The following is a 25,610-nucleotide window of genomic DNA, read 5'->3' as shown; positions in this document are numbered from 1 at the left end:
AGTAAAATTGGCTGGATATAACACCGTCCAATTGGCTGTTTTTTTACCCAGCCAATTTGTTATACTAAATGTATATAAGAGTTACGGAGGCGTTTTTTATGGAATGGAAGCTAGATAGCGACAGTAAAATCCCTATTTATCAGCAAGTTGTTGACTTTATTGAGAAACGTATTACATATGGAGAACTTCCTCCAGGTAGCTTCCTCCCTTCCGAACGGAAATTAGCTACACAGTTAAATGTAAACCGAAGTACAGTAACGACTGCTTATAATGAACTTCGTGCTATGGGAATTGTAGAAAGTACGACTGGTAAAGGAACACGAGTGAGTACACATATGTGGGGCGTTTCTCCAACATTAACGCCGAACTGGAGAAATTTCGTAGAAGGCGGTACATTTTTACCAAACTTACCGTTACTTCGCCATATTCGGGCAGAAATACAACAAAATGAAAATATTATAGATTTTGCAAACGGAGAGCTCGGTTGTAACCTCTATCCTCACGATCAACTACAAATGATTTTACGAGAACAACCGTTAACGCATTCATTAAGTTATGATCACCCGCAAGGCTATCTCCCACTAAGACAAGCGGTCGTAAAATATATGAAGGAATATTTAAAAGTTGAAGCGACTGAACAGTCCATTATGATTACTTCTGGCGCACAGCAAGCCTTGCACCTTATCGTACAATGTTTATTAAATCCAGGTGATGCTGTTGCTTTTGAAAGTCCTTCACACTGTTATTCCTTACCGTTATTCCAATCAGCAGGTATTCGTATTTTCCCGTTACCTGTCGATGAACACGGTATTAATCCAGATGATGTGCAAGAGCTATATCGGAAGCATCGTATTAAAATGATCTTTTTAAATCCAAACTTCCAAAATCCTACAGGCACAATGCTGCATCCAAGCCGTAGAAAAAAACTATTATCACTTTGTGCAGACTTACGAATTGCGATTGTTGAAGATGATCCGTCTAGTTTACTTACGTTAGAAAAAAAACAACCTTGCCCTACTTTAAAATCAATAGATGAAAATGGAACAGTCATCTATGTACATTCTTTATCAAAAATGATTGCACCGGGATTACGAGTCGGCTGGCTTGTCGCCCCGCAATCGGTAGTAGAAAGGTTATCTGACGCACGACATCAAATGGAATTAGGTATGAGCATTTTCCCACAGTGGCTTATGCAGCAATTTTTTGAAACTGTACCATTTCAGTCTCATATCGTACCGTTACGAAAACAACTAGCAGAAAAAAGAAACGTTATCGTCCGTGCCCTAAACGAGCAACTTCATGATAAAATCTCTTTTTCCAATCCTACTGGTGGTATTTACATATGGGGAAAATTAAAAGAACCGATAAACGAAAAACAACTCATTATGCAAAGCTTAAAACAAGAAATAGCCTTTATGCCGGGGAGTATTTTCGGCGCGAAAGATGGTTATATTCGTTTATCTTATGGAAAAGTGAATATTGATCAAATTGAGGAAGGGGTTTCTCGTTTGCGTGAGGCTATTTTGGTTTGTGGAAAATAAGTAGCATCCTTACATATCGTCAATAGAATTTAATTAATTTTTAAATAAGTACATAAACTAAAAACCACTTTAGTTTATGTACTTGTATTGGTTCATTTTTTTATTTGAATAAAATATGTATCATAAGGTTCTTTAAAAGTGTAGCCTAGCTTTTTTGCTAGTTCAACAGATTCAACATTTGCTCCATCCCAACTAGGATATTTCTCTCTATCTAAACAATCTAATATAAGTGCAGATGCTACAATCTTAGCTAAGCCTTTTCTTCTATGTTCAGGATGGCTCGCAATTTCAATCTCGATTCCATCATCAAATATACTAAATGATGTTGCAGCAGAAACAACTTGCCCTTTATTTAAAATGGCGTATCCTACGCCCCTATCAATAAAATCATCAATTGAATCAAACTGACTAGTAAAATCTTCTGAGAGTGCATGAAATGAAGATGCCTTTGCTATATCTTTATCAATTTTTTTCATTTCGTAATTTTGGGGTAATGTAGACAATATATCCCGTATGTATTCTTTATCTAAATCGCCGGGGTTCTTATTAAATCTAAATCTTTGAAACTTCTCAATTGATCCTTTGTGAACAGTCTCTATCCGTTTTTTCCATTCATCCGAATCTACAATGGCAAGAGTAAAATCAGGTAGATTATATAATAATTCTTCCGCCTCTTCTGCGTTTGGATTCCCGGCGTAAAACACAAAAATTCCTACAGTTATTTGAGCAACAGTTGGATTTTCGAGATTGTCTACCCACGCACTTCCCATATGTCCTTGGAGATAGGAAAGTACAATCGTACTATCGAAATCATCAAACATCTCAACTAACTTTTGCCTTACATTGTTATCTGCTTTATAAATCATTCCATTCCCACTTTCTGAAAATTATTATTATTACACCGATTATATGTTAGCATATATTTTTAAATATATACAATTTTTGTAAGTTGAAATACAAAATCCTCGTTTGACAAAACCTAAATCTACCATTATCATCAACACGAACCTAGTTATAGGAGTGATACCAATGAAAATCTATGTTGATGCAGATGCTTGCCCTGTAAAAGATGTAATTATTTTTGAAGCTACGAAGGCAGAAATTCCTGTTACCCTCGTTACAAGCTTTTCTCATTATTCTAATGCTGAGCAGCCAAAAGGCGTGGAAACAATTTATGTTGATTCTGGAGCAGATGCTGCGGATTACCGAATTATGCAGTTAGCCCAAAAAGAAGATTTAATCGTAACACAAGATTACGGTCTTGCTTCGCTTGCTTTAGCAAAAGGCTGTATCGTTCTTCATCATAAAGGGTACAAGTATACGAATGAAAACATTGACCAACTATTACAAACACGTTATTTAAGTGCAATGGTTCGAAAAAGCGGTAAGCGTACAAAAGGACCGAAACCATTTACAGCAGAAGATAAAGAGAAATTTAGAGCGCTCTTTAAAAGTATGATCGCACTGTAGAAATGAACCGTCTATTTGTAGAGAAAGAAAAGAAGAGAATATCCAAATGAACATTCTCTTCTTCAGGTTTACCCGTTTAAAATGAAGGTAAATTATCTAAGTTATTTTCTTTTATTCCATCCGGTTCGCTACGTATAATATCTCTACCATACTTATGAAATACGTCCACATGAGCTAATTTCCCTGATTTTGCTTCGCTAAGAGCAGTCATATAATCTAACTCTCTTCCGCTACTTGTTTTAAACGCTATTAAATCCCCATCATCATTTTTACGAACGGCAACAATTTGTTCTGCTCCTGTATTAACTTCATGGTCTACTTCAAATTGAGCTTGTTCTTCTCCTTGATGTAAATAATCATTATACACTTTTTCAAAATCTTTTTTGTCCATTAAACTCACCTCCAACACATTTTATTAGTATGGTTGGGAGATGGTGGTTTTATGTAATTTCATTTTAGCAAAATGGATTTTTAATACCTACGCAAATCCTTCAAAGTTTCCAAAATATCATCTGTAAAGGCTGTACTACCCTCTGTCTCTAAAACTCTAAAGTATAAACTTCTTAAAAAAGCTCTAATATTTTGTACTAAAATATCATGCTGAGGATGCGGGATGTCTTCAACGATTGCTATACTATGTAACCAGTTGCTCCACTCTTCTTCTGTTAAAAGATTTTGATTACGTAATGACATAATTGGCGTTACTAATCTCTCATCCTCAAAGTGTATGTAAACATAGTCATTTAGGCGAACTTTCTGACGAACAGCTGCAAGAATCGCATATGAAAACTCACGATTTTGTATTGTACGTGCTAACGCATCGAGCGCATCCGCTGCATGCGCAGTAGAGTGTGCCCACCCTTTTCCTTCTACGTAACCTCTTACATCTTCTTCTAAATATACATATTCCAGCACTTGTTCTGCCACGCTGTACAGTTGTTCTTCGGATAACAACGGTTCTCTTTCATGAACAGATAAAATAAGTGGTGGAATTAATACGGAGAACGCACGTTTAAATACAGAATCTGTTCCCTTTTCACCAATTTTATAAAATAAATAATCAGGGCTAATTGCTTGTAACATTAATCCTCGTAATTCTTTTTGTCTAAACACATCAGTTGTAATCCATGTGTGAAGCGTACTATAAATTAAATCATCGCGTAATTCAGCATCAGGTGATCCGATATAATCTAACATCCACTGCGCATATGGATATGCATCTACGTCTTCTGGTACAGCATAATTATTATTTTTAATTTGTAGTAGTTCTTCTTTTAATTCTAATACTTCATTCATTATATTTTTTCTCCCCTTTTTGCGTTTCTTATTGCCTTATCCCCCGTTTTTCACTTTCTAAAGCTAATATAATTATACGAGAATTATAACTATTAATAAAAGGCTATACATATACTTTTGATTGTGTATTTCTTCCGCGAATTCGTTTGCAAATGTTGTTTTTCCTGATGCTGTAATACCGCTTACTCCAACTCTTGTTGGGTGAGTTAAGTTTAATTTTAAAATATGATCTACAATTTCTTTAATTTGTTGTTTTCGGTTCATGATATTTCCCACCTTCATTTAGTTTACATAACAAAATTATAATTAACTTTTATGTCACTATTTGTCGGTAAGTCGATATCCTATGTCGAATCGTCGATATATCGAAAAAATCGTTGATATATTTTAAGTTACGATAGATATATTATGATTGGTTTACTTCCCCTTAAATCCTCGATACAATGCAGTCCGTAATTCTTGCTTGTATTCCTCTATTTCTGGCATATCGAGTTCTTCTGCTAGTCTGATAGCTAATTCAATATCATACGGTACACGTACGAGTTGTATGGAAAAGCTCGCTGCTTCTTTTTCATTGTAAATCCCTTCGAATATTAAATAAGAAGCTTGTGTAATTTCAAGCGGATTTCCTACGCTACCAGCGTTACATAACGTTTTGCCACTGAAATTTTGAACGAATGCTTGGTGAACATCACCGTAGCAAACGACATCTGGTTTTCTTTCTCCTTCTATATTCTCCGTGAGCTCACTGTTTTCAAACATACTAATTCGCTCTTCTCTTGCGGCATGTGGTTGAATTCTTTCATATAAACTTCTCGGTGAAGCGTGGAACATACGAATGAGTTTGCCACTCATATAAAACTCGATTGAAAATGGTAAGCTTCTTAAATAGTCATTTTGTTCTTCCGATAGTTGTTTTTGATGCCATTTTAATGCCTCAAATTCAGTCGGTTTTGTTATAAAATCATCCCAGTTTCCCATTACAACTACTCCACATTCTTTACGAATGATTTCAATTACTTCGCTAGAATGAGGTCCTTTTCCAACTAAATCTCCAAGACAAATTATGTGTTCGATTCCTCTCAATTTAATATCTTGCAGTACCGATTCTAAAGCTGGAATATTACCATGTATATCTGAAATTACCGCAATTTTTTCCATATGTATTCCTCCTTTATTTATTACATTCACTTGATTGATACCATTTTGGAATATAGGATGAAAAATGATTATGATCATCTAAAATTCCGTTTAATCTTTCCTTCATATCTTCTACTAAATGCGGTGTGCTTCGGTTTGTCCAAACGATATCCGCAGGGAATGTCATTGCTGCATATAATGAGTACAGTTTCCAAAAATGAAGCGACGGTTCACCTCCGCAATAACCGTGAACTTGTCCAACCGCAAATGGTTTGCTTATTCTTGTAGTAAAAATCGCTACGTTATAAAAATCGTGTATCGGATCTCCAAAATCATATCCACCAAAATCAATAACGATAAATTCCTTATTATGAATCATACTATTTGCTGGATGGAAGTCATCGTGTAAAAATGTGATTGGACGATTTCCCAATAATTGTTTATGCTCCGCTACAAATCTTAATACTGGCTTCAAATCAAGGAAATCTATTTCATAGTTTGCTAACGCTTCTACGTATCTTTCGTATTTATTCCATCGAACCGTTTCCCATTTATCACTTGCACTTTCTCTTTCAATTGAGTGAATTCGCTTTAATACTTCTCCAGCTTTTCTTCCTGCATGATACTGTTCTTCCGCCGATAGCTTACTTAAGCCCTCTTCACCATTTACACCTTGGGCCCATTCAAATACTTGAACACATTTATTTAATTCCTCAAGTTTTATGAAGTGAATTAACTTAGGCGTTGGAATATGTAATGACTCTAATTGTTTCATATATGTATATTCTTCTTGTTTACGTTCAAAGTTTACAGCATCACATACTTTCACAAAATATGTTACTCTGTTTTCTAATTTTATTTTATATTTCTCTTCATGTGAAAAACCTTTTGAAATAGCTGTACACTTTACAATACGAGGCCATTCTAGTTTTCTCTCTATCTCTCTAAGCATTTCTTCCACAACGTTCACCTCTATCAATATATGTACAAACTACCTAGTACTTCATGCTCTCGTTTACTTTCACCTTTAAACTCCACTGCAAATGGATTTTCGCCATGATGATTCAATCGTTCTAGCACTAGCCCTTCTCCAATTGGTTCACAAAACTGCACTTGAATGTCGCCAAACGATACACTTTGACATTCCGCATTCCATTCTTCATTTTTAACGATCTGGCTTGCAGTTAGTCCCATTACTTCTTCCCATTTCCGCACTGTTTCTCGAACATTTTTCACTGCGTAATGAACTGTATCAATTTGTTGTACTTTGTTTTTATGCACAGTGATCGTTCCTATGTTACGTAAATCGTTTCTTCTTTCTTCATCCGTTTCATTCCACTGTATAAAGAAAGGTAATTTCGGCCCGTTCTCTTCTTGCTTTACAAATAACATTTTCCATTCTAAAAGGCGGCCATCTTTTCTCATACGTTTCCCTTCAAATGGTCCTATCGTATGTAATCCATGTTTATTAAACTTAACTGCTAGTTCTTCAATTGCATCTGTTCGAATTGCGATTTGTAACATTCCTTCTCCATCTTCTAATTTCACTACCGTTTCTTGTACTAATGGATTGTCTGCTTTCTTCGCTTTTTCTTCATGCTGAACTGCCAAAAATTCTATATAAGATAAATCAAAATAACATAAACTATTCCAAGTACCCCAATTTGTATGCTCTCCGCCTAGTACAGTATGAAATCCACGCTCCTGCATTTGTTTTGCCGCTTCCTCCGGTGTACAATGTACCGCGTGAACGAGATGATCAAATGCTAACATATTCCTTCTCCCCTTTCTCTCCATCCTTTTATTGTATATTTTATTTTTCTTTCGTTCAATTCAAAAAACTTTAAAACCCAGTTGATTTATACGATTAATATGTATTATAATGAAACAAATTTCAATATTGCCGATTGGAAAAACCAAAGGCACTTTTCTCACACGGGAAAAGTGCCTTTTTCATTTACTATTACAGGGGGATTATTTATGCAGAAATTAATTGTATTTGCTATTATTGGATTTTTCGCTCAATTAATCGATGGAGCGCTTGGAATGGCGTACGGTGTAACATCTACCTCACTATTACTAATGTTTGGTATCGCACCAGCTGTCGCTTCCGCCTCTGTTCATTTAGCTGAAGTCGTTACAACCGCAGCTTCTGGTGCATCTCACATCAAATTTGGAAATGTTGATAAATATACCGTTTCTAGGCTTACATTACCAGGAGCAATTGGCGCATTTGTGGGGGCATGTTTTTTAAGCAATTTACCTGGGGATGTCATTAAACCGTACATTTCTGTATTTTTATTTACTTTAGGGGTTTATATTTTATTACGATTCATTATTCAAAAACAAGTTATTACTTCAAATAAACGTATGTCGGCTAAACAACTTGTTCCACTTGGCTTATTTGCTGGATTCGTTGATTCAACTGGTGGTGGTGGCTGGGGGCCGATTACGACACCTGTACTTTTAGCAAGAGGAAATGAAGCTAGAAAAGTTATCGGATCTGTAGATACGAGTGAGTTTCCTGTCTCACTCGCTGCAACAATTGGTTTCTTCATCTCACTCGGCTGGGAACAAGTAAGTTGGGTTTGGGTATTTTCGTTAATGCTTGGCGGTATTGTCGCAGCTCCAATCGCTGCATGGTTAGTGCGCATCGTTCCTTCTCATTTACTTGGCGTATTAGTTGGTGGCCTTATTATCTTTACAAACATTCGTACACTACTTACTACATTTAAAGTGGATCCAACTATTATTTCACTTTCTTACGTGGCAATTGGTCTTGTCGTTATTATTTCTATTTTCATTGCTGTTCGCAATCATTCCAATCGTTCTAACACACCGACAACTGGATATCCGAATGATCAAAAACAAATGCTTCCATAACAATAAAAATACCGCCCGATATACTTCGAGCGGTATTTTTTATTTTTCTAATTTCCAATTCATCATCGTTTCTGTAGTGCCAGTTCTCTGCATATGTAATTTCTCTAATACACGAATGGAGCTTTCGTTTTCCAGAAGTGTCTCCGCAATAATCATTTCTACCTCTCCAGTTTGAAAAGCCCAATTTATTAGTTCTCTTACAGCTTCTGTTGCATACCCTTTATTCCAATATTTCTCAATAAAACCGTAACCAACTTCTACTGTATGTTCCTCATTTGGTTTCCCTTTAAACCCTATATCGCCTAGAACGATGTCATCTTCTTTTCGAATAACATACCAGGCGCCCCAAGGTAATAAATCCTTATCCTGTTTTACATTTTCAACATGCCCTACAATATGCGGACCACTATTATATCCTTGCTCGTTAGCAACGTGTATACTCTCCTCTGTACAAGGCACTATATAGAGCCTTTCTGTTTCTAATTTCATTTTGATTTCCCCTTTTCACTTAAACGTTACTCTAATTATAGCAAAAAATATGACTTTATTATGAATGTCGAATTATATTTTCTGAATTTTCTTTTAATTTTTGAAGGGTTTTTCAATATTTTTTGCGAAACATTTGTATAACAATTTTTTCTTTGCTTATTGTTACATAATAGTAGGTTCGGGTGGAGTTTTGCAAGCGTTTCCTATACAATAACCGATATTTTTTGACTTTTCCTAACAAAATATCTTGCAATATATTCAGAAACTCATTACAATTGCCATATATTAAAAATCTTAGCAATATATAAATCCTCATCAATCCGATGAGGTAGAGGTTGCGACTTTTAATAGTAAAACGGACGAGACACAGAGAATGTCTTAGACTCCGTTTGAAAGGAAAAGTTGCCGAAGTTTATATTTCTTCTCTGGAAATATGAGCTGGGGCTGTCTCCGAAAGGAACAGAACTGTCACGTTTACAAAATTACCGTGTAAACGTGGGGTGCTATCTTAACGGAAGGGTATGATGGGGTGGTTATTTGTGAAACGTTCCGCCAAATTCCTTTGGCGGTTTTTTGTATTTTTCTCCCCCGCTCCTTCCTATCTTACAAGAAAAGGAGTGTTGAACATGAATAGCGCAACGAATCAAGCTACCTCTAAAACAGAAACTACAAAAGGAAAAGGTGAATTAAGACGCGGTCTAAAATCTCGGCACCTTACGATGATTTCTCTCGGCGGTACAATTGGTACCGGACTATTTCTTGCCAGCGGTGGTGTCATCCATTCAGCTGGACCTGGTGGCGCATTAATTGCATACGCCGCAATCGGAATTATGGTTTACTTTTTAATGACAAGCCTAGCTGAACTCGCAGCTTACATGCCTGTTACTGGATCTTTTAGCACGTACGCAACAAAATTTGTTGATCCATCACTTGGCTTTGCACTTGGATGGAACTATTGGTATAACTGGGCAATTACTATCGCTGCTGAACTAGCGGCTGTAACATTAATTATGAAATTTTGGTTCCCAAATACCCCTTCTCTTATTTGGAGCGGATTATGTTTAGCTATTATTTTCCTTTTAAACTACTTATCTGTTAAAGGGTTTGGTGAATCTGAATATTGGTTCGCACTTATTAAAGTCGTTACTATTATTATCTTTTTAATTGTCGGCTTTATGATGATTTTCGGAATTATGGGCGGTGAAACTGTTGGATTTAAAAACTTCACTGTTGCAGACGCACCATTTAACGGTGGTATTATGGCAATTATTGGTGTATTTATGGCAGCTGGTTTCTCATTCCAAGGAACAGAATTACTTGGGGTAGCTGCTGGTGAAACTTCTGATCCAGAGCGCAATATTCCGAAAGCAATTCGTTCAATTTTCTGGCGTATTCTCTTATTCTATATCCTTGCGATTCTCGTTATCGGTTTATTAATTCCTTATACAACTGAAAGCCTTGCTGCAAGTGATGTAACAGTAAGTCCATTTACACTTATTTTTGAAAAAGCGGGCGTTGCCTTCGCTGCTTCTGTTATGAACGCTGTTATTTTAACGGCAGTACTGTCTGCTGGTAACTCTGGTATGTATGCTTCAACTCGTATGCTTTGGGATTTAGCTCGCCAAGGAAAAGCACCAAAATTCTTAGGAAAATTAGATAGCCGCGGTGTACCTGTTAACGCATTAATCGTAACATCAATTGTCGGTAGTATCGCTTTCATTGCTTCTTTATTCGGTGATGGTGTTGTATACATTTGGTTATTAAACGCATCTGGAATGTCTGGCTTTATCGCATGGGTCGGCATTGCAATTAGTCATTACCGTTTCCGTAAAGCATATATCGCACAAGGAAAAGATTTAAAAGACTTACCTTATAAAGCAAAATGGTTCCCATTCGGTCCACTCTTCGCTTTTACGCTTTGTATTATCGTAATTTTAGGACAAAACTACGGCGCATTTATGGGCGAATCAATCGACTGGAACGGTGTACTCGTTTCTTACATCGGTTTACCACTCTTCTTAGTACTATGGTTAGGATATAAATTTACGAAAAAAACGAAAGTGATTCCACTTGATAAATGTGAACTGAAATAAAGGGAGACGAGCAAACATATTTGTTTGCTCGTTTTTTATTTACTTCCCTATTTCTTCTGTTTTTGCAATAATAAAGGAAATATAAATAAAGGTTGGGATATCATGAACATTCGCATTACTGATGAAGCAAAAGCAGCTATACATAGATTAGAACGTGAAGACAAAAAGATCATTCGCATTAGAGGGACAATGACAAACTCTTGTAGTATATTCGTTGATGTCGATTTAATTTGGGATACATATGTTGCAGATGATGTTGTATATGAAGATGCTGACTTTATTGTACAAATGGATTCATTCACGAAAGACTACACTGGTGATACGGTGAAGCTTGATTATAAAACAACAGGTTTTAGTATTACGACTCCGAGTGAGACGTTAGTTTATGGGTTGTCGATTAAAAAATAAAGATTGTTTTTATTTAACCGCCGGGGTAAAAAAACGAGTTGAGAACGGTAATAAAAAATGATACTTTACCAAACGATTTTTGTTTTTGAGTATTTTAAACAAAACCGCTTATGCTTCAAAAATGAAGTATAAGCGGTTCTTTCTTTTGAATGAACCAATAATAAACGCAATTCTACCCTTATTCAATGAAAGGTCTACAGCATTATTTCGATGAAGCTAAACATTCATAAAATCTATCCCTCTTCCATTTCTACTTGCTTCATATAATATTCCATCGCTTCATTAAGCCATTTTTGTTCATCTTCTGCGAAAGGCGAAGGTATCATATTTTCAAGTTCTTGCATATCCAGTTCTCCCACACTAGTATTAGCTAACTTTTGTATCAAATCTTCACTAAGAAATGAAAAAGACTCTTCTATATATTCCTTTACCATCTCTTGTACTTTCAAGTCCTCGACTGGTTTACCATATAATCGTTTAACCTTTTTAGACAATTGAATAAACGTTTTATCCAAAGCAATTTTATCTTCTTCTCGTTTCTTTGATAATTCTTCCACGATATCCGTTAACTCATGACGTTCCATCCATTCTTTATGTGTATGTTCTGTATTCATACCGTAAATAAGACTAAATAATACCCTACTATCTACCTCTTCTTCCGCTTCGACTAACTTCATTACTCTTTTAATTGCTTGTATTGATTGCCCAATTTGTTCTTTTTCTCTTTCTAACACTTGCAAATGGAGAGACAAACTTTCATTCAAATCAACACCAAAACTTGATTCGTGTAACAAATTAGCGACTTTATCTAGACTATAGCCTAGAAATTTTAAACTTATAATTTTTTGTAAGGTTATAATATCTTGATACTTATAAATGCGGTGCCCTGAAGAAGGATTCTTTTCAGGTTGTAATAACCCGATTCCATCATAATAATGCAAAGTAGGAATTGGTATTCCCGTTTTTTCTGAGAATTCTCCGATAGAAAACTTTTTATCCTTTTTCATCTAAATCCCCCTATTAAAATTATAAATTCATTATAAAACCTAAAGTAACTAGAGGTTCAAGAAGATAATTCAAGAAAATTCAAAAACGTTAAAATACATGTAATCAATACGTATTGCACTATTTCATTTAATGGCCCAATTATTGAATAGCATAACCTTCCCTCACAAATTCAAAAGACTTTCACTTACTTATCCCGAATATATAAATTATCATTCTCACAAGGAGCGAATGTATATGAATCTATTCGAGCACGAAACGTAAAACCGTTCCCCTTTCATAAGAGGTCCTCCTTTTTTCTTTTCTCACCATATCATTTACTTACAAAATAGGAGGATACAATTATGAAACGTGATCCATTATTTTTAACTTTATTAGAAAGTGCTAATACACATTTTAGCGGTTGGGATTTTTCTTTCATTTCAGAAACGGGCCGAATGAAGAGCGAGCCTTTATCATGGTCGTATGGTAGCACTGCTTATCAGCTTATGCAACGTGCTAAATCAATGCTCGATATGGGTACTGGTGGCGGAGAATTTTTATCTATGTTACAACCATTCCCGCCAACTATTTATGCGACTGAAGGTTATGCTCCAAACTTGCCAATTGCTCGGAAGAAATTAGAGCCTTTAGGGGTTACAGTTGTGGCAGTAATTGATGATACTGCATTACCATTTCAAGATGGGCAGTTTGATTTCATTATGAATCAACATGAATCCTATTCTGCTTCTGAGGTAAATAGAATACTTTCTCCTAATGGAACATTTCTTACACAACAAGTCGGTGGTCTCGATTGTGCGGAACTAAATGAGCAGTTTAACGCACCGCTAAATAACGAATTTGCAAGTTGGTCTCTTGAAGCGGCATGTAATGAACTACAGGAAAATGGATTTACTATCTTAGAAGCAAAAGAAGCATTCCCTTTCCAACGCTTTTATGATGTTGGCGCTATCCTCTATTATTTAAAAGCGATTCCGTGGCAAATTCCTGATTTTACTGTCGAAAGGTATTATGAGGAATTATATCATATACATAAAGTCATCTTACAAAAAGGGTATTTTGATGTGACGCAACATCGTTTTCTGATTAAGGCGATTCGCAGTTAATCATGGAGTATATGAAAAAGAGATGGATCTACCATCTCTTTTTTATTTTCACTCAATATTTTCTACAGTTAAATACTTCGTTTCACAGTAATAGCCTTTGCCACCAACATAAACCTTTTCTATTTTATTCTTGCTATCCGTTGCTAATTTAACTAATATTTCAGAAGGCGAGTGTAAAGAATAACCTTGTTCAAATACATAGACTTCTTTTTGTAAGTAGTGCTGTTCATAAAGGTAGCAAGCTAATGCACCGTTTGAAGTTCCAGTGGCTGCTTCTTCATTGATATCATATAGTGGAGCAAAGTTTCTGCATATTATTCGATTGTCATTAAAAGTATATAGGTGCATCCCGACAACATTATAATACTTGCTGATTTCTTTAATTTGTTCAAAATTAGGTTGCAATGTATGTAATTGTGTTTCGCTTTTTATAGGAATTAAAATATCTTTTAAGCCCGTGGAGACAATTTGAATTGGGTATGTATTGTCTATAGCTTTACTATCAAAACAGTCAATGAATTCGTTTGGAGATATAACATCATAGAATATCGGTTCGTTTTGTTCCATGAATATGATGTCATCTTTTATGGTAATAGTAAGAACACCGCTGTTCGTTTCAATCGTATAGCGATTCTTAAAAAGTTTATTTACATGCATCAGTATCGCGAAAGAGCCAATTGTGGCATGCCCACATAAATCAACTTCCTCTTTTGGTGTAAAATACTCAATTTTATAATCCGCAATTTCAGATTCTGATATAAATGCGGTTTCCGCATAGCCCAGTTTTTTGGCTATTGCCATTTTTTGAGTAGTGGTCAATATATTCTCCATAAATACCACTCCTGCTTTATTTCCACCTTTATGATCCTTGCTAAATGCACTTGCAACATAAACGGATATTTTCATAAGACACCTTCCTCCCTTATAGTAAATTGTAGCATAGAACGTACTACATATATATATTGTTGGATAAATTCGCCATAAAGCAAAAGACAAACTATTTTTTAGCATCTAAACTCTCCAAAAATGTTTGTCTACAGCCTGAGAGATGGGTCTACATCTCTTTTTTTTCGTTTATTTTTAAAAATTTTGTGGGGGTTTCTAGATTGTTAAGTACGTCCACGTCTTGCAATCACATCAGCTTAATTACATAATGATTGTTATTTCTATTTGATGAGAAGTAGTACCCCTCCCCACCTTTTGCATTACTCATTATACTTTGGCCATCCACTTCTATTTTACTAATCTCATTTCCTTTCTTATCATATGCATATATGTAACCACCGGCTTTCATTGCATTTGAATAGGATACGAGGTAATCTACTTTTTGAATGTCTTTAAGTTTTTTATCACTTTTAGAACAGGCTACAAAAAGGAACATCGTACATATGACGATTATGATCAATGAATTGTATTTCTGGAACATATCATCACCTCACATATATAGTGAAAGCAATCGACAAATAAATGCCGATTGCTCTTTAAAATATTTTATCAATTAGAGTATGAAAGTGATCTTTTTATATACTGTTTGTTTACATCATCTTCTGTCAAAAATGAAGTTGTGTAATGAATAATATTCCGGTTATCATATGTGAATATATGCTCTAACTTATTTTCTTCTGTTAATACTATTGGTAAGTATTTTGGTAAATTGCTAACTACACCTCTATTATCCTTATTTAATATCCATTCAATTTCTTTCCATTCTAATAATCCTTCCGCCGTACTTACTGGTGTGTCCATATGTACTCCAGCTGGCAGGTCAGCAAGGAATACGTACATTCCTTCACGCCCCTGAGGCTCGTCCTTGCTTTTAAAAACTACATTCCCTTTATACGTTACACTTGGAAGATCTATGCCTGTTTCCTCAAGCGTTTCTCTAATTATTCCTTCATATGGTGTTTCATTGTCTTCAATTTTTCCACCAACACCATTCCACATTCCCATATTCGGCTTTTTGTTTCTATTCAATAAGAGTATTTTCTTTCCCTTTTTAATGAAACAAATTGTGTACTTATACATACGTTCATCTCCTTTCCTTTTCCCCTCATTTACAGATTTAAACTGTAACTTCCTGCAAAAAGTTTTTTATTATACAAACAATTGGTTTTTAATGAGGTATTTTTCTCATTTTTATTAAAAAACATTCTCCTTACAATTATATTTCACATAATATATTGTACAACTTTCGTTTCAGAAAGGAGTGTTCAAAATCGATAACATAAGCAGCGAATTTTTAAAACAATTTTACGATAGTCGAGTCTGGTTATATGATACACATTGGCTTGGAGTCCCCATTCTCAAACTTCCTTCTGATCTTTTTTTATATCAAGAAATGATTTACGAATTAAAACCCGACTTAATTATTGAATGTGGCACTTGTTATGGTGGTAGTGCACTATATTTAGCTTCTATATTAGATTTAATTGGAAAAGGTCACGTTCTTACTATCGATATATTTCCACAACCAAATCGTCCATCCCATGATCGCATTACGTATTTAACAGCTTCCTCTGTTTCAGTAACCGCTGTGCAAACAATATTAAGTATGCGCAAACCTAATGATGTAATTTTAGTTATTTTAGATTCTGATCATAGTAAAGAGCATGTAGCAAAAGAATTGTTGCTTTATAAATCTATCGTTACTAAAGGCAGTTATATTATCGTAGAAGATACATCTATTAATGGAAATCCTGTTTCTCCCGATTGGGGGCCTGGTCCAATGGAAGCAGTTGAAGAGTTTTTAGCTACAAATAACAATTTCATAATCGATGAATCTAAGCATAAGTTTTTCATATCATTTAACCCAAAAGGTTTTTTAAAGAAGATAAAGTGAAACGTTAATAAGTGGGGTTTTGTAAATCCCCACTTATTCTATAATCTTCATTTTTGAAAAAGGATAATATACAAATTCCACTTTTCCTATTATATTATCTTCTTCAATATATCCTAAGCCGTTTCGACTATCTCTACTAATTTCACGATTATCGCCCATTACAAATAACTTATTTGGCGGGATTTTTGTCTTTTGAAAGTTATAAAACACTTGCGTATTATTAAACAAATCTTTATTTGTATACGGTTCTTCTTGTTTTTTATCATTCACATATACAGATCCATTCGTTATGTTAATTACGTCACCAGGAAGTCCTATTACTCGTTTCACATAATATTTTGATTCATCCTCTTCCTTTATAATGACAATTTCTCCATGCTCTAAATCGGAAAAGTGTACCGCTGCTTTATTTACAAATACGTAGTCTTCTTCATATAAAGTCGGTTGCATCGATTTCCCTTCCACTTTACATAAAGTAAAAGAATGATAGGCTACGACCAAAACAAACACGAAGAGTATGTATTTCCCCCAACCTCTCTTAATCTCCTGTTTCATATCCATTCCCACCTTATTCAAACGCTTTTTAAATCAAAAAATATATCACTGCACCATAAGTCTCAATGCAGTGATATTATTTTTACTGGGCCTTGTTCGGCTGCTCTACTGGGACTGGATTTCCACCCGATCTTTTCGTTTTCAATTCAAAATACGCATCCAAAATCTCTTTACCAATCGCGGAATTAATTCCTGATTTGTCATCATTTACCCATGGTACAACAACTGAAAAAGCTACTTCTGGATCAGCATCATATGGTGCATAACCGGCAAGAGTTAAATTATAACATTTTTTTCTATTATTGTTTTCATCTCTTCCAATTTCACTTTCTCCACCATACACGGTTTCAGCTGTTCCCGTTTTTCCAGCTGGTTTATATGGTAATCCTTTAAACGTTGCAGTACCAGTTCCATCATTCTCTTGAAAAACTCTTCTAAATCCTTCTTTTACATGATTAATGTATGAGGTGTTCATATCCACTCGATTTAAAATAACTGGCTCAATAGACCGAATAACTTTTCCAACATCCTCTGGTCTATGTGGTTGCTCTCTCACTTCTTGCACAATTTGCGGTTTCATTCGGTAACCACCGTTTGCAATTGTTGAAATATATTGAGCAAGTTGCAGCGGCGTATATGTATCGTATTGTCCAATCGCATAATCGAGTAAAAAACCAGGTATGTTATCTGTTCTACCCATTTGACCAATCGATTCATTCGGCAAATCAATACCAGTCGGTACACCTAAGCCAAACTGTCTAAAATAGTAACGCATTTTATTAAATGTCTCTTGTTTAATGTCTAATGGATTGTTTGGCACATAATTTATACCTGCCATTTTTAAAGCCGTGTTAAACATATAAACGTTTGATGAAACTTGTAAAGCTCTTAAATCATCAATATCACCAAATTCTTTCCACGATTTCTTCGGCTTGGAGCTTCCTTTAAAATACATTGGTGCATCAAAGAAATGCGTATACGGCTTAATTGTGTCAGTTTGATAACCGGCTAATAATGTAGCCCCTTTCACAGTTGACCCTAACTCATAAGAACTTGTCATCGTTCCTAAAGCGTAGTCTTCTATTTGCATCCCGCCATCTTTATTTACAATTTTCTTTCCTGCCATCGATAAAATTTGACCGTTTTTCGGGTTCATCATTACAACGAATGCACGATCCATCATCGGCTCTGCAGAATGAAATGCTCGTAAATTCTTTTCAAGACTTTGCTCTACTTTTTTCTGTAACTCCATATCTACTGTTAACATTAAATTATTTCCACTTTTTCCTTCGGTTACTTTTTCATTTCGAATCACATTTCCTGTTTTATCTGTAATACTTCTAGTCTGTTCTTTCGTTCCATGGAGTGCATCTTCATATTGTTTTTCAATGTAACTCTTACCAATACGATCATTTCTGTTATAATCACGTACTAAGTAATAATCTAATTGTTCTCTTGGCAATCCTTCATTTTCAGTAGAAACGCTACCAAGGATAGAACGAAGTATTTTATCATTTGGGTATTCACGTTCCCAGTCTACTGTCGTATCTACTCCAGGCAAGCTTGCCAATCTTTCACTTACGACTGCATATTCATTTTGACTTACATCTTTTTTAACGATTTGCGGCGTCATTTTATATCCCGCATTCATTTTGCTTTTAATTGCTAATACTTCTAGATCCTCTTTTGAAAGTTCGCTTAATTCTTCTTGTGTAATTCTTTCCCTACGTAACTCTTCAACTTTTTTATCTAATTCTTTCCCTTCTATCTCCTGCTTCCTAAATTTACTCTCATCTTCTTTCGTTACTTTTGCTGCTGCCCGCTTTTCATTTAACTGCATCCAAAAATCCTTTTTGTCTGTTTCTGTTAACTTGTCTATATCCTCTGGCGACATTTCAATTAACTGTGCTAATTGTCTTGCTACTTGTAAAACTTCTTTCGAGTCTACTCCTTTCATTTTTGTATATGTAACGGTTCGTAGTGGTTTGTTATTTACAATCACCTGACCTTGTCGATCAAACATTTTCCCTCTAGGAACAGGTGTACTTACCGTTACATCTTCCTTTTTGTTCACTTCATTTCTATACGTTTCTCCATCAATGATCTGTACTTTACCTAATTGAATTATAATAGCTGAAAATAAAAGAAAGACGATAAAAAATAGTACATTTAACCGAAAAGGAATATGAGTCTTTTTCTTTTTCGATTGTTTCTTCTGCTCCTTTTTCTGTCTCATTTCGCTCCCTCGCTTCATTCTATTAACATTTCTACGGAAAATCATTATGTATCAAATTTATTTATATGATATATATAGAATTTTATATTAATTACAAAAGAAATAAAAGATTTAATTTTCAGTTTTTTAATTTTATATCCTATTTATTACCATTCCCTTATTAAGGAATAACATGAATGTTATTCTAAAAGAAAGATTATATTCCATTGTTTTTATACCATTCATTTATATTTATTTGTATACTAATAACAAAAGACATTACTAAGGAGAACATGAAATGACAAATTCATTTACAATATATACTAATGCGTCTCATTGTTTAAACTTTATGATTTACATTCAAAATATGTATCTCAACCAAAAAGAGAAAACAGGAAATTTACGTTTTCCTTACATAGCAAGACAATTCAATTTCTCTACTAACTTTGAAACAAATTTCAAAGAATTATGGCATTCACTTCGCAAACAAATTGCTAACGAACGATATGATTTACAAATTTTTCATGAAGAAAACCATATCTTCTATGAGAAGCTTTTTGACACCCAATTATGTAATGAAGACTCTTTTAAAGAATTAATATGTAGTTTTAAAGTATGGTGGACTAGCATAGTAGGTCAGCATTCATTAGAATGGTCTGTAAGTGAGTATAGTACGCAACTTTATAATGACTTAGTTGTATACTTAAAACAAAACGAAATAGAACCTTTACAACAGCTACATATTAACTTACTTTATGAAGACTGTGTATTCGTTAAAAATAATACTACTTCTTACTCTGCTATTTTACCTACGAAACACTTTTTTATAAATTATAGAGACGTGGTTACTACATTATCGACATGTTTTCATGTTGCTTAATATAATGATTACTCAAATAAAAAACTGAGGCGGATACCTCAGTTTTTTCGATAACTTATTTCCTTGAAGACAATCCTTCAACAAATTCACCAATCTTATTTTGAAAAACATAATCAAAGTTATATTCTTGCCCTGTTAACTCTTCATTTACTAAGATGGTTGTTGCTCCTACTTCTCTCTTTGCGATTTGCGGGAATGAAGCGACAGGTTGTACTTTTAATGACGTTCCCATAACGATAAGCACATCTGTTTCATATAAACGTTTGACCGCATTTTGATATTGCGGCAACGTATCTCCGTATAACACAACGTCTGGATTTAAAATGAAATTACACTTCTCACAGCGCGGCACTTCATGATCAATCATATACTGCAAATCATATCCCGCTTTACACTTCGGACAATGTGCTGTTTGAAGTGTTCCATGTAGATCGATGACATGTTTACTACCACCTAATTGATGTAAACCGTCAATATTTTGCGTTAAAATCGTAATATCTTTCCCTTGTTCTTCTAGTTCTGCTAAAAAGCGATGACCACGATTTGGTTTATATTGATGAAACGTATTAATTTGAAAGATTTCTTTATAATGCTTCCAAAATTCTTTCGGACTTCGGTTATAGTACCCTCTTGATAAGTACATTTCCACATTCGCATCAGCATACAATCCATTTGCTGAACGGAAATCTGGAATACCACTTTCCGTACTTGCTCCTGCACCTGTTAATACTGTAATTTTCTTCGCTTTTTCTAAAATCGAATGTACTTCTTCAAATTGTTGCACAAAAATCACCTCTATGTATATTGCTATACTTATTATACCAGTTGTTTACAGGAGGTGTCGTACAATTCATTCTACTTAATGCGTCGCACCCCCAATTTCCACTATATCCACCTCAACGGTCATCGTTACCTCAACTGCCAACTCTATCCCTTTACGAATAGTAGAAAGTGACATACTCGGTTGCCCTGGATACTTGCTCGCTTGCTCTGGTAAAAATGGAATATGAACAAATCCGCCTTTTATTTTCTTATCACGCTTCTCTAGTTCATGCATGAGACCATAGAATAAGTGATTACAAACGAATGTACCTGCTGTTTGTGAAACGGAAGCTGGTATGCCTTCTTCTTGAAGTCTTTTTACAATTGCTTTCATCGGAAGTGTAGACCAGTAAGCAGTTGGTCCTTCTTCTACGACTGGTACATCTACCGGCTGGTTCCCTTCATTGTCAGCAATTCTTGCATCATCAATATTAATTGCGACACGCTCTATCGTAATATCTGGTCTACCCCCTGCTTGTCCAATACATATAATAAATTCCGGTGCTAATTCTTCTATATACTCTTTTAATACGCTGATTGATTTATGAAATACAGTTGGGACTTGTTTACTAATAATCTTGTATTCTCCGATTGTTTTTTCATGCAAATTTTTTGCAACTTCCCAAGCTGGATTGATGTTTTCTCCGCCAAACGGATCGAACCCTGTTAATAATACTGTTTTCATAGTTTTCCCCTCCTAATTAGAAACGATATACGAGACCGTACATAATAAACATATTTATGATAAAGATGGAAAGAGCGATTGGTACTTGCGCTTTAATAACGGCATTTTTATCTTTTAGCTCTAATAGCATCGCAGGAACGATATTAAAGTTTGCTGCCATTGGTGTAAGTAACGTTCCGCAATATCCAGCAAACATACCGAGCGCTGCCATAATTGCTGGGTTTCCGCCGTGCATTTGTACAATTAAAGGTAAACCAATTCCACCAGTAATAACAGCAAACGCTGCGAAAGCATTTCCCATTACGACTGTGAAAAGCATCATCCCTAAACAGTACGCCATAACAGCAACGAACGGATACTCTGTCGGTAACACTTGGCCGACTAAATCAGAAACGACTTGTCCAACGCCAGATTTTGCGAAAATACCGCCAAGTGCCGCTAACATTTGTGGTAAAATGACAGCCCAGCCGACAGCTTGTAATAGTCTACTTCCTTCTTGTACAGGAGTTGTTATCTTCGATTTTGTAATACGCATCGCCGCAACGAATGCAAGTAATGCTCCTAGTGCTAATGCTACTAGCGTTACTTTATCTGGATCAACAAGGGAGACATTTCCCCATTTCATTTTCCCTAACGTTAACGTACCGATAATTGTAAAAATAGGAATTAATAGTGCAGGCATAAAGATTTTATTTTTTAATTTCTCCGCATGTTTTACACGTTGTTGTACTGGAACTTCTTTCTCCTCTGATTTTGTTACTTTATTTAGTGAAGCTAACACAACCATAGCGAGTACAATACAGCCAACGTAAAACGAAGGGATTACATTTCCAAATAAAAATGTAACTGCAAATAACGCCCAAAATAGGCTAGAACCAAATCGATTTGGATGTTCACGATCGAATGCGATACGAACAGCGATAAAGGCAACGATTATACCTAATAAGTAATAGATTGTATCCATTGTGATAATGTTCATTTTATATTGCCACCTTCTCTTCTTTTTCTTTTGCTTCCATCGTTTTCGCTATATATTTATCAAATCTTCTAAATCTGATCCAGCTCACAATAAGTGCAGATATTGCAGTTGGAATACCCCAAAGCGCCATATCCCATACACCGACATGCATACCTACTGAATCGAAGAATCCCTTCATTAATAAAATAGCACCAGTTGCGATAAAAATATCTTCTCCGAAAAACCAAGCTGTATTTTCCGCCGCTGCTGCATTTGCTTTAATTTTTTCTCTTAACTTTTCAGGAAGCTTACCGTATTTACCTTGCGCCGCCCCTTCGGCCATAGGCGCAACGAGTGGTCTTACTGTTTGTGCATGACCACCAATATTCAGTCCAAGTGCTGCTGATGATTCTCTTATCGTGAAATATGACATTAATACTCTTCCAGTTGTTGCGCCTTTTGATTTCGTTATAAGTGCTTCTGCTCTTTCTTTTAAACCGTAACGCTCTAAAATTCCGATTACCGGTAAAGTTAATATAATTGGCATAGACATATATCTATTTTCTATGAAAAATTTACCGAACATACTGATGACATCATAAAAGCTTAATCCTGAAACCATACCAGTAACAATACCTGCAACCATAACTACTAAAAGTGTATTTAATCTAAATAAAAAACCAACTGCAACGAGTAGTATCCCGATTAATTTAATCATTTCAGCACTTCCCCTCATATTTTTACTTCGGTGCACAAATAGAAATACCATTAAGTTCGAATGTTCTGTATATTCTCTCCGCAAATTGCACTGCTTTTTCACTATCACCATGTAAACAAATCGTTTTCGCTTGAACTTCTACTTTCTCGCCATTCACCGAATTTACATACCCTTCTTTCACCATTTGAAGCACTTGCTTTATCGCTTCGTCTTCATTTTTTATAAGCGCATTTTCTTCCGTACGACTCGTTAATGTTCCATCTTGCTTATACGTACGATCTGCAAAAGCTTCTTGTACGAGAGTTATATTATATTTTTCCGCAGCCTGTATAAACGCCTCGCTATTTGCTAATCCATAAAGTAATAGATTTGGATTACTATGATATATTGCCTTTGCGATTGCATCCGCAATTTCCGGATTAGTCGCTGCCATATTATATAAAGCACCGTGCGGTTTCACATGCTGCATCTTCCCACCTGCTGCTTTCACAAATGCGTCTAATGCGCCAATTTGATATAAAACATAATCGTATACTTCACTTGCTGAAACATTCATGTTCCTTCTACCAAATCCAATTAAGTCTGGAAAACCTGGGTGTGCCCCTATCGCTACGTTATGCTGCAGAGCTTTTTCAACCGTTTGCCGCATAACAGACGGATCACCTGCATGAAAACCGCAAGCAACATTTATAGAGGATACGAATGGAAGAATTTCATCATCATTCCCCATTTTATAAGCGCCAAAACTTTCTCCTAAATCACAGTTTAAATCAATTGTAGTCACACTGTTCCCCTCCTAATTTCAGCTTCGTAAAACAATGAATTTCTTTAATAGATTCATATTTACTTCTTGTTCTATGTACAATTGTTCCGCTTCTTCAAGCGTAATTTTCTCAAAAGAAACATAGTCCCCAGGTTTTAGCTGGGCTAGAAGAGGTAAATCTACTGAAATGATATTTCCCATTCTCGGATAGCCACCTGTCGTTTGCCTATCTGCCATTAATATAATCGGCTGTCCACCATTAGGAACTTGAATGGTTCCAAATGTAACAGGACTCGATAAAATCTCTTTTTCAACGGCTCTATTTAAAATTTCTCCTTCAACCCTATAACCCATACGATCAGCGTAATTAGATACTTTATACTCTTTCGTAAAAAATGCCTTTTTGCTTTCTTCTGTAAATTGATCATATTCAAAATCAGTTATAACGCGAAGTTTAGGATACTTCTTATATTTTGGTCGTACGCTGCTACTAATTGCCCATTTTGTTTTTATGTGCTCATCCTTTTGTAAGTCTTGAATGAAACAATTTGCTATTTCTGATCGTTCACCAATTTGAAAATAATCTCCTTTTTTCAACATTCTCCCTTCTATACCGCCAATCGCAGCACGTATGTAAGTACTTTTGCTTCCCATGATGCGATCAATATGGATACCACCTGCAAAAGTCACATATGCTCTGCAACCACTTTTCACTTTTCCAAAGCAAAGCATACTACCTTCTTCCGCTAAAATGGGACGCCATAATGGTATACGCTCCCCATTCAATAACGGTTCCATATCCGCACCGCCAATCGCAAGTAACGTCGTTTTCTTTATTAACAATTTCGGTCCCATAATCGTCATTTCAAGCGCCGCTTCATTTTCTTCATTACCAACTAACATATTGATCATCCGAAGTGCACTTTGATCCATCGCCCCGCCAACGGTTACGCCGTATCGTTGGTAATGAGATCGTCCTAAATCTTGGACTGTTGTAAACATTCCCGCATGCAAAACTTCTACATCCATTCTTTAGCCCCCTCAAGTGATACGTACTCTTCCTTCGTTATTGGGATAAATCGTAAATACATGCCGCTTTGAATAAAGGTTGGTGTTTTTTCTTCCGGATTAAATAAGGAGATTGGTGTTCGTCCAATAATATTCCATCCACCCGGTGTTTCAAGCGGATAAATACCTGTTTGATTTCCGCCGATTCCTACCGAACCAGGAGAGATTTGTAACCGCGGTGTTTCTTTTCTAGGCGTTTCTAGTTCTTTTGATAGTCCTCCTAAATACGGGAACCCTGGTGTAAAACCTAACATATACACAAAATACGTTGTTTCACTATGTATTCGAATAACATCTTCTACTTGTAAACCGTGATAATGTGCGACCTCTTCTAAATCAGGTCCATATTCTCCCCCGTAACAAACAGGTATAGAAATATGTTTCACATCTCGTTTCAGCTCTTCCTTATACGTATGTAACATTCCAGTTATGTATTGGCATACGTAATCATACGGTCTTATCTTTCTATCATTTTCCTTCCATACTTCATACAAATCATAGTAAACAGCTAATGAAGTAAACGACGGAACACATTCAACCATCCCTACAAACGGATGTTGCTGCAGCGCTTGAAATAATCGCTGCACTTTTTCGTAAGTATCCATTCCAATTCTTTCACCAAATGTAACAATAATCGCTTGATCCCCTAACGCAGAAAATTTCATCCTACTCCCTC

27 protein-coding genes, 2 pseudogenes and 1 riboswitch are annotated in these 25,610 nt (G+C 35.5%); of the genes and pseudogenes, 8 read left to right on the top strand and 21 right to left on the bottom strand.

Translation table 11 applies throughout. From position 1 onward, the window contains the following. The first annotated feature begins 98 nt into the window (after positions 1-98). Complete coding sequence (gene pdxR / locus MR083_RS09080) at positions 99-1,541, top strand: MocR-like pyridoxine biosynthesis transcription factor PdxR (protein ID WP_242269020.1); 1,443 nt, start codon at positions 99-101, stop codon at positions 1,539-1,541. A gap of 92 nt (positions 1,542-1,633) precedes the next feature. Here the strand turns inward: pdxR and MR083_RS09075 are convergent, their stop codons facing one another. Beyond that, complete coding sequence (locus MR083_RS09075; RefSeq protein WP_000639432.1) at positions 1,634-2,407, bottom strand: GNAT family N-acetyltransferase; 774 nt, start codon at positions 2,405-2,407, stop codon at positions 1,634-1,636. 163 nt (positions 2,408-2,570) lie between these two features. Between MR083_RS09075 and MR083_RS09070 the strand changes: the two genes are divergently transcribed. Next, positions 2,571-3,011, top strand: a complete 441-nt coding sequence (locus MR083_RS09070; RefSeq protein ID WP_000708754.1) for a YaiI/YqxD family protein — start codon at positions 2,571-2,573, stop codon at positions 3,009-3,011. 76 nt (positions 3,012-3,087) lie between these two features. Here the strand turns inward: MR083_RS09070 and MR083_RS09065 are convergent, their stop codons facing one another. The 6 genes and pseudogenes from MR083_RS09065 to MR083_RS09040 form a co-directional block, all read right to left on the bottom strand. Beyond that, a complete protein-coding gene (locus MR083_RS09065; protein WP_000358171.1) occupies positions 3,088-3,402 on the bottom strand; it encodes a DUF3892 domain-containing protein in 315 nt (104 codons plus the stop codon). A gap of 80 nt (positions 3,403-3,482) precedes the next feature. Next, positions 3,483-4,307 carry a DUF2785 domain-containing protein gene (locus tag MR083_RS09060; protein ID WP_001006692.1) on the bottom strand — a complete coding sequence of 275 codons (825 nt, stop codon included), beginning with the start codon at positions 4,305-4,307 and terminating at the stop codon, positions 3,483-3,485. 126 nt (positions 4,308-4,433) lie between these two features. Then, positions 4,434-4,571, bottom strand: a pseudogene (locus MR083_RS09055) (uridine kinase); the annotation flags it as partial. Between the two features lie 153 nt (positions 4,572-4,724). Beyond that, a complete protein-coding gene (locus tag MR083_RS09050; RefSeq protein ID WP_000410975.1) occupies positions 4,725-5,468 on the bottom strand; it encodes a metallophosphoesterase family protein in 744 nt (247 codons plus the stop codon). A 13-nt stretch (positions 5,469-5,481) separates the two neighbouring features. Continuing rightward, on the bottom strand, positions 5,482-6,408 hold the full coding sequence (locus MR083_RS09045) for an aminoglycoside phosphotransferase family protein (RefSeq protein ID WP_046647474.1): 927 nt from the start codon (positions 6,406-6,408) through the stop codon (positions 5,482-5,484). 14 nt (positions 6,409-6,422) lie between these two features. Then, positions 6,423-7,220 (bottom strand): VOC family protein, encoded by a 798-nt coding sequence (locus MR083_RS09040; protein WP_000879122.1) that lies wholly within the window; start codon positions 7,218-7,220, stop codon positions 6,423-6,425. A gap of 207 nt (positions 7,221-7,427) precedes the next feature. On the opposite strand from MR083_RS09040, the gene MR083_RS09035 reads away from it, so the two are divergent. Further along, positions 7,428-8,330, top strand: a complete 903-nt coding sequence (locus MR083_RS09035; RefSeq protein ID WP_016717872.1) for a sulfite exporter TauE/SafE family protein — start codon at positions 7,428-7,430, stop codon at positions 8,328-8,330. Between the two features lie 39 nt (positions 8,331-8,369). Here the strand turns inward: MR083_RS09035 and MR083_RS09030 are convergent, their stop codons facing one another. Then, on the bottom strand, positions 8,370-8,819 hold the full coding sequence (locus MR083_RS09030) for a GNAT family N-acetyltransferase (RefSeq protein WP_000764619.1): 450 nt from the start codon (positions 8,817-8,819) through the stop codon (positions 8,370-8,372). Between the two features lie 321 nt (positions 8,820-9,140). Continuing rightward, positions 9,141-9,333: riboswitch (Lysine riboswitch) on the top strand. A 112-nt stretch (positions 9,334-9,445) separates the two neighbouring features. On the opposite strand from MR083_RS09030, the gene MR083_RS09025 reads away from it, so the two are divergent. Together MR083_RS09025 and MR083_RS09020 are read left to right on the top strand one after the other, a co-directional pair. Continuing rightward, complete coding sequence (locus MR083_RS09025; protein ID WP_001083375.1) at positions 9,446-10,912, top strand: amino acid permease; 1,467 nt, start codon at positions 9,446-9,448, stop codon at positions 10,910-10,912. Positions 10,913-11,014: 102 nt separating this feature from the next. Next, the gene (locus tag MR083_RS09020; RefSeq protein ID WP_001026179.1) at positions 11,015-11,320 is read left to right on the top strand and encodes an iron-sulfur cluster biosynthesis family protein; all 306 of its coding nucleotides are present in this window, start codon (positions 11,015-11,017) and stop codon (positions 11,318-11,320) included. A gap of 233 nt (positions 11,321-11,553) precedes the next feature. Here MR083_RS09020 and MR083_RS09015 read toward each other — a convergent pair whose 3' ends face one another. Continuing rightward, positions 11,554-12,327, bottom strand: a complete 774-nt coding sequence (locus MR083_RS09015) for a MerR family transcriptional regulator (RefSeq protein ID WP_242269018.1) — start codon at positions 12,325-12,327, stop codon at positions 11,554-11,556. Between the two features lie 342 nt (positions 12,328-12,669). Between MR083_RS09015 and MR083_RS09010 the strand changes: the two genes are divergently transcribed. After that, positions 12,670-13,431, top strand: a complete 762-nt coding sequence (locus MR083_RS09010) for a class I SAM-dependent methyltransferase (RefSeq protein WP_242269015.1) — start codon at positions 12,670-12,672, stop codon at positions 13,429-13,431. 48 nt (positions 13,432-13,479) lie between these two features. Here MR083_RS09010 and MR083_RS09005 read toward each other — a convergent pair whose 3' ends face one another. The 3 genes and pseudogenes from MR083_RS09005 to MR083_RS08995 all read right to left on the bottom strand — a co-directional run bounded on the left by MR083_RS09005 (position 13,480) and on the right by MR083_RS08995 (position 15,456). Then, entirely contained in the window at positions 13,480-14,337 is an 858-nt protein-coding gene (locus MR083_RS09005; RefSeq protein ID WP_242269013.1) for a PhzF family phenazine biosynthesis protein, read from the bottom strand. A gap of 238 nt (positions 14,338-14,575) precedes the next feature. Continuing rightward, a pseudogene (locus tag MR083_RS09000) lies at positions 14,576-14,857 on the bottom strand (hypothetical protein); the annotation flags it as partial. 68 nt (positions 14,858-14,925) lie between these two features. Next, a complete protein-coding gene (locus MR083_RS08995; protein ID WP_000280170.1) occupies positions 14,926-15,456 on the bottom strand; it encodes an NUDIX hydrolase in 531 nt (176 codons plus the stop codon). A 181-nt stretch (positions 15,457-15,637) separates the two neighbouring features. Here MR083_RS08995 and MR083_RS08990 point away from each other — a divergent pair, with 181 nt between their 5' ends. After that, positions 15,638-16,270, top strand: a complete 633-nt coding sequence (locus tag MR083_RS08990; RefSeq protein WP_071713438.1) for a CmcI family methyltransferase — start codon at positions 15,638-15,640, stop codon at positions 16,268-16,270. Between the two features lie 33 nt (positions 16,271-16,303). Here the strand turns inward: MR083_RS08990 and lepB are convergent, their stop codons facing one another. Then, the gene (gene lepB, locus MR083_RS08985) at positions 16,304-16,825 is read right to left on the bottom strand and encodes a signal peptidase I (RefSeq protein ID WP_000806882.1); all 522 of its coding nucleotides are present in this window, start codon (positions 16,823-16,825) and stop codon (positions 16,304-16,306) included. A gap of 82 nt (positions 16,826-16,907) precedes the next feature. After that, complete coding sequence (locus MR083_RS08980; protein WP_001249205.1) at positions 16,908-19,061, bottom strand: peptidoglycan D,D-transpeptidase FtsI family protein; 2,154 nt, start codon at positions 19,059-19,061, stop codon at positions 16,908-16,910. A gap of 277 nt (positions 19,062-19,338) precedes the next feature. Between MR083_RS08980 and MR083_RS08975 the strand changes: the two genes are divergently transcribed. After that, positions 19,339-19,920 (top strand): hypothetical protein, encoded by a 582-nt coding sequence (locus MR083_RS08975; protein ID WP_000185063.1) that lies wholly within the window; start codon positions 19,339-19,341, stop codon positions 19,918-19,920. 55 nt (positions 19,921-19,975) lie between these two features. On the opposite strand, the gene MR083_RS08970 is transcribed toward MR083_RS08975, so the two are convergent. The 7 genes from MR083_RS08970 to pxpB all read right to left on the bottom strand — a co-directional run bounded on the left by MR083_RS08970 (position 19,976) and on the right by pxpB (position 25,599). Further along, positions 19,976-20,713 (bottom strand): NAD-dependent protein deacylase, encoded by a 738-nt coding sequence (locus MR083_RS08970; protein WP_073569451.1) that lies wholly within the window; start codon positions 20,711-20,713, stop codon positions 19,976-19,978. A 66-nt stretch (positions 20,714-20,779) separates the two neighbouring features. Continuing rightward, positions 20,780-21,427 (bottom strand): pyroglutamyl-peptidase I, encoded by a 648-nt coding sequence (pcp, locus tag MR083_RS08965; protein WP_000859716.1) that lies wholly within the window; start codon positions 21,425-21,427, stop codon positions 20,780-20,782. A 16-nt stretch (positions 21,428-21,443) separates the two neighbouring features. Next, positions 21,444-22,406 carry a DUF979 domain-containing protein gene (locus MR083_RS08960; protein WP_001021640.1) on the bottom strand — a complete coding sequence of 321 codons (963 nt, stop codon included), beginning with the start codon at positions 22,404-22,406 and terminating at the stop codon, positions 21,444-21,446. Between the two features lies 1 nt (position 22,407). Continuing rightward, a complete protein-coding gene (locus tag MR083_RS08955; RefSeq protein WP_000593385.1) occupies positions 22,408-23,103 on the bottom strand; it encodes a DUF969 domain-containing protein in 696 nt (231 codons plus the stop codon). 22 nt (positions 23,104-23,125) lie between these two features. Next, positions 23,126-23,887, bottom strand: coding sequence for a 5-oxoprolinase subunit PxpA (gene pxpA, locus MR083_RS08950; protein WP_000207328.1), 762 nt, complete (start codon positions 23,885-23,887; stop codon positions 23,126-23,128). Positions 23,888-23,905: 18 nt separating this feature from the next. Then, the gene (locus MR083_RS08945) at positions 23,906-24,895 is read right to left on the bottom strand and encodes a 5-oxoprolinase subunit C family protein (RefSeq protein WP_000382251.1); all 990 of its coding nucleotides are present in this window, start codon (positions 24,893-24,895) and stop codon (positions 23,906-23,908) included. Beyond that, complete coding sequence (gene pxpB / locus MR083_RS08940; protein WP_000672298.1) at positions 24,886-25,599, bottom strand: 5-oxoprolinase subunit PxpB; 714 nt, start codon at positions 25,597-25,599, stop codon at positions 24,886-24,888. The genes MR083_RS08945 and pxpB overlap by 10 nt, the downstream gene beginning before the upstream one ends. Positions 25,600-25,610 lie beyond the last annotated feature (11 nt).

The sequence above is a fragment of the Bacillus cereus group sp. BfR-BA-01408 genome, from assembly GCF_022663305.1.
Lineage (GTDB): Bacteria > Bacillota > Bacilli > Bacillales > Bacillaceae_G > Bacillus_A > Bacillus_A pacificus.
Note: the sequence above shows the minus strand (reverse complement) of the source record. Positions and strands in the feature narration are given on the sequence as shown.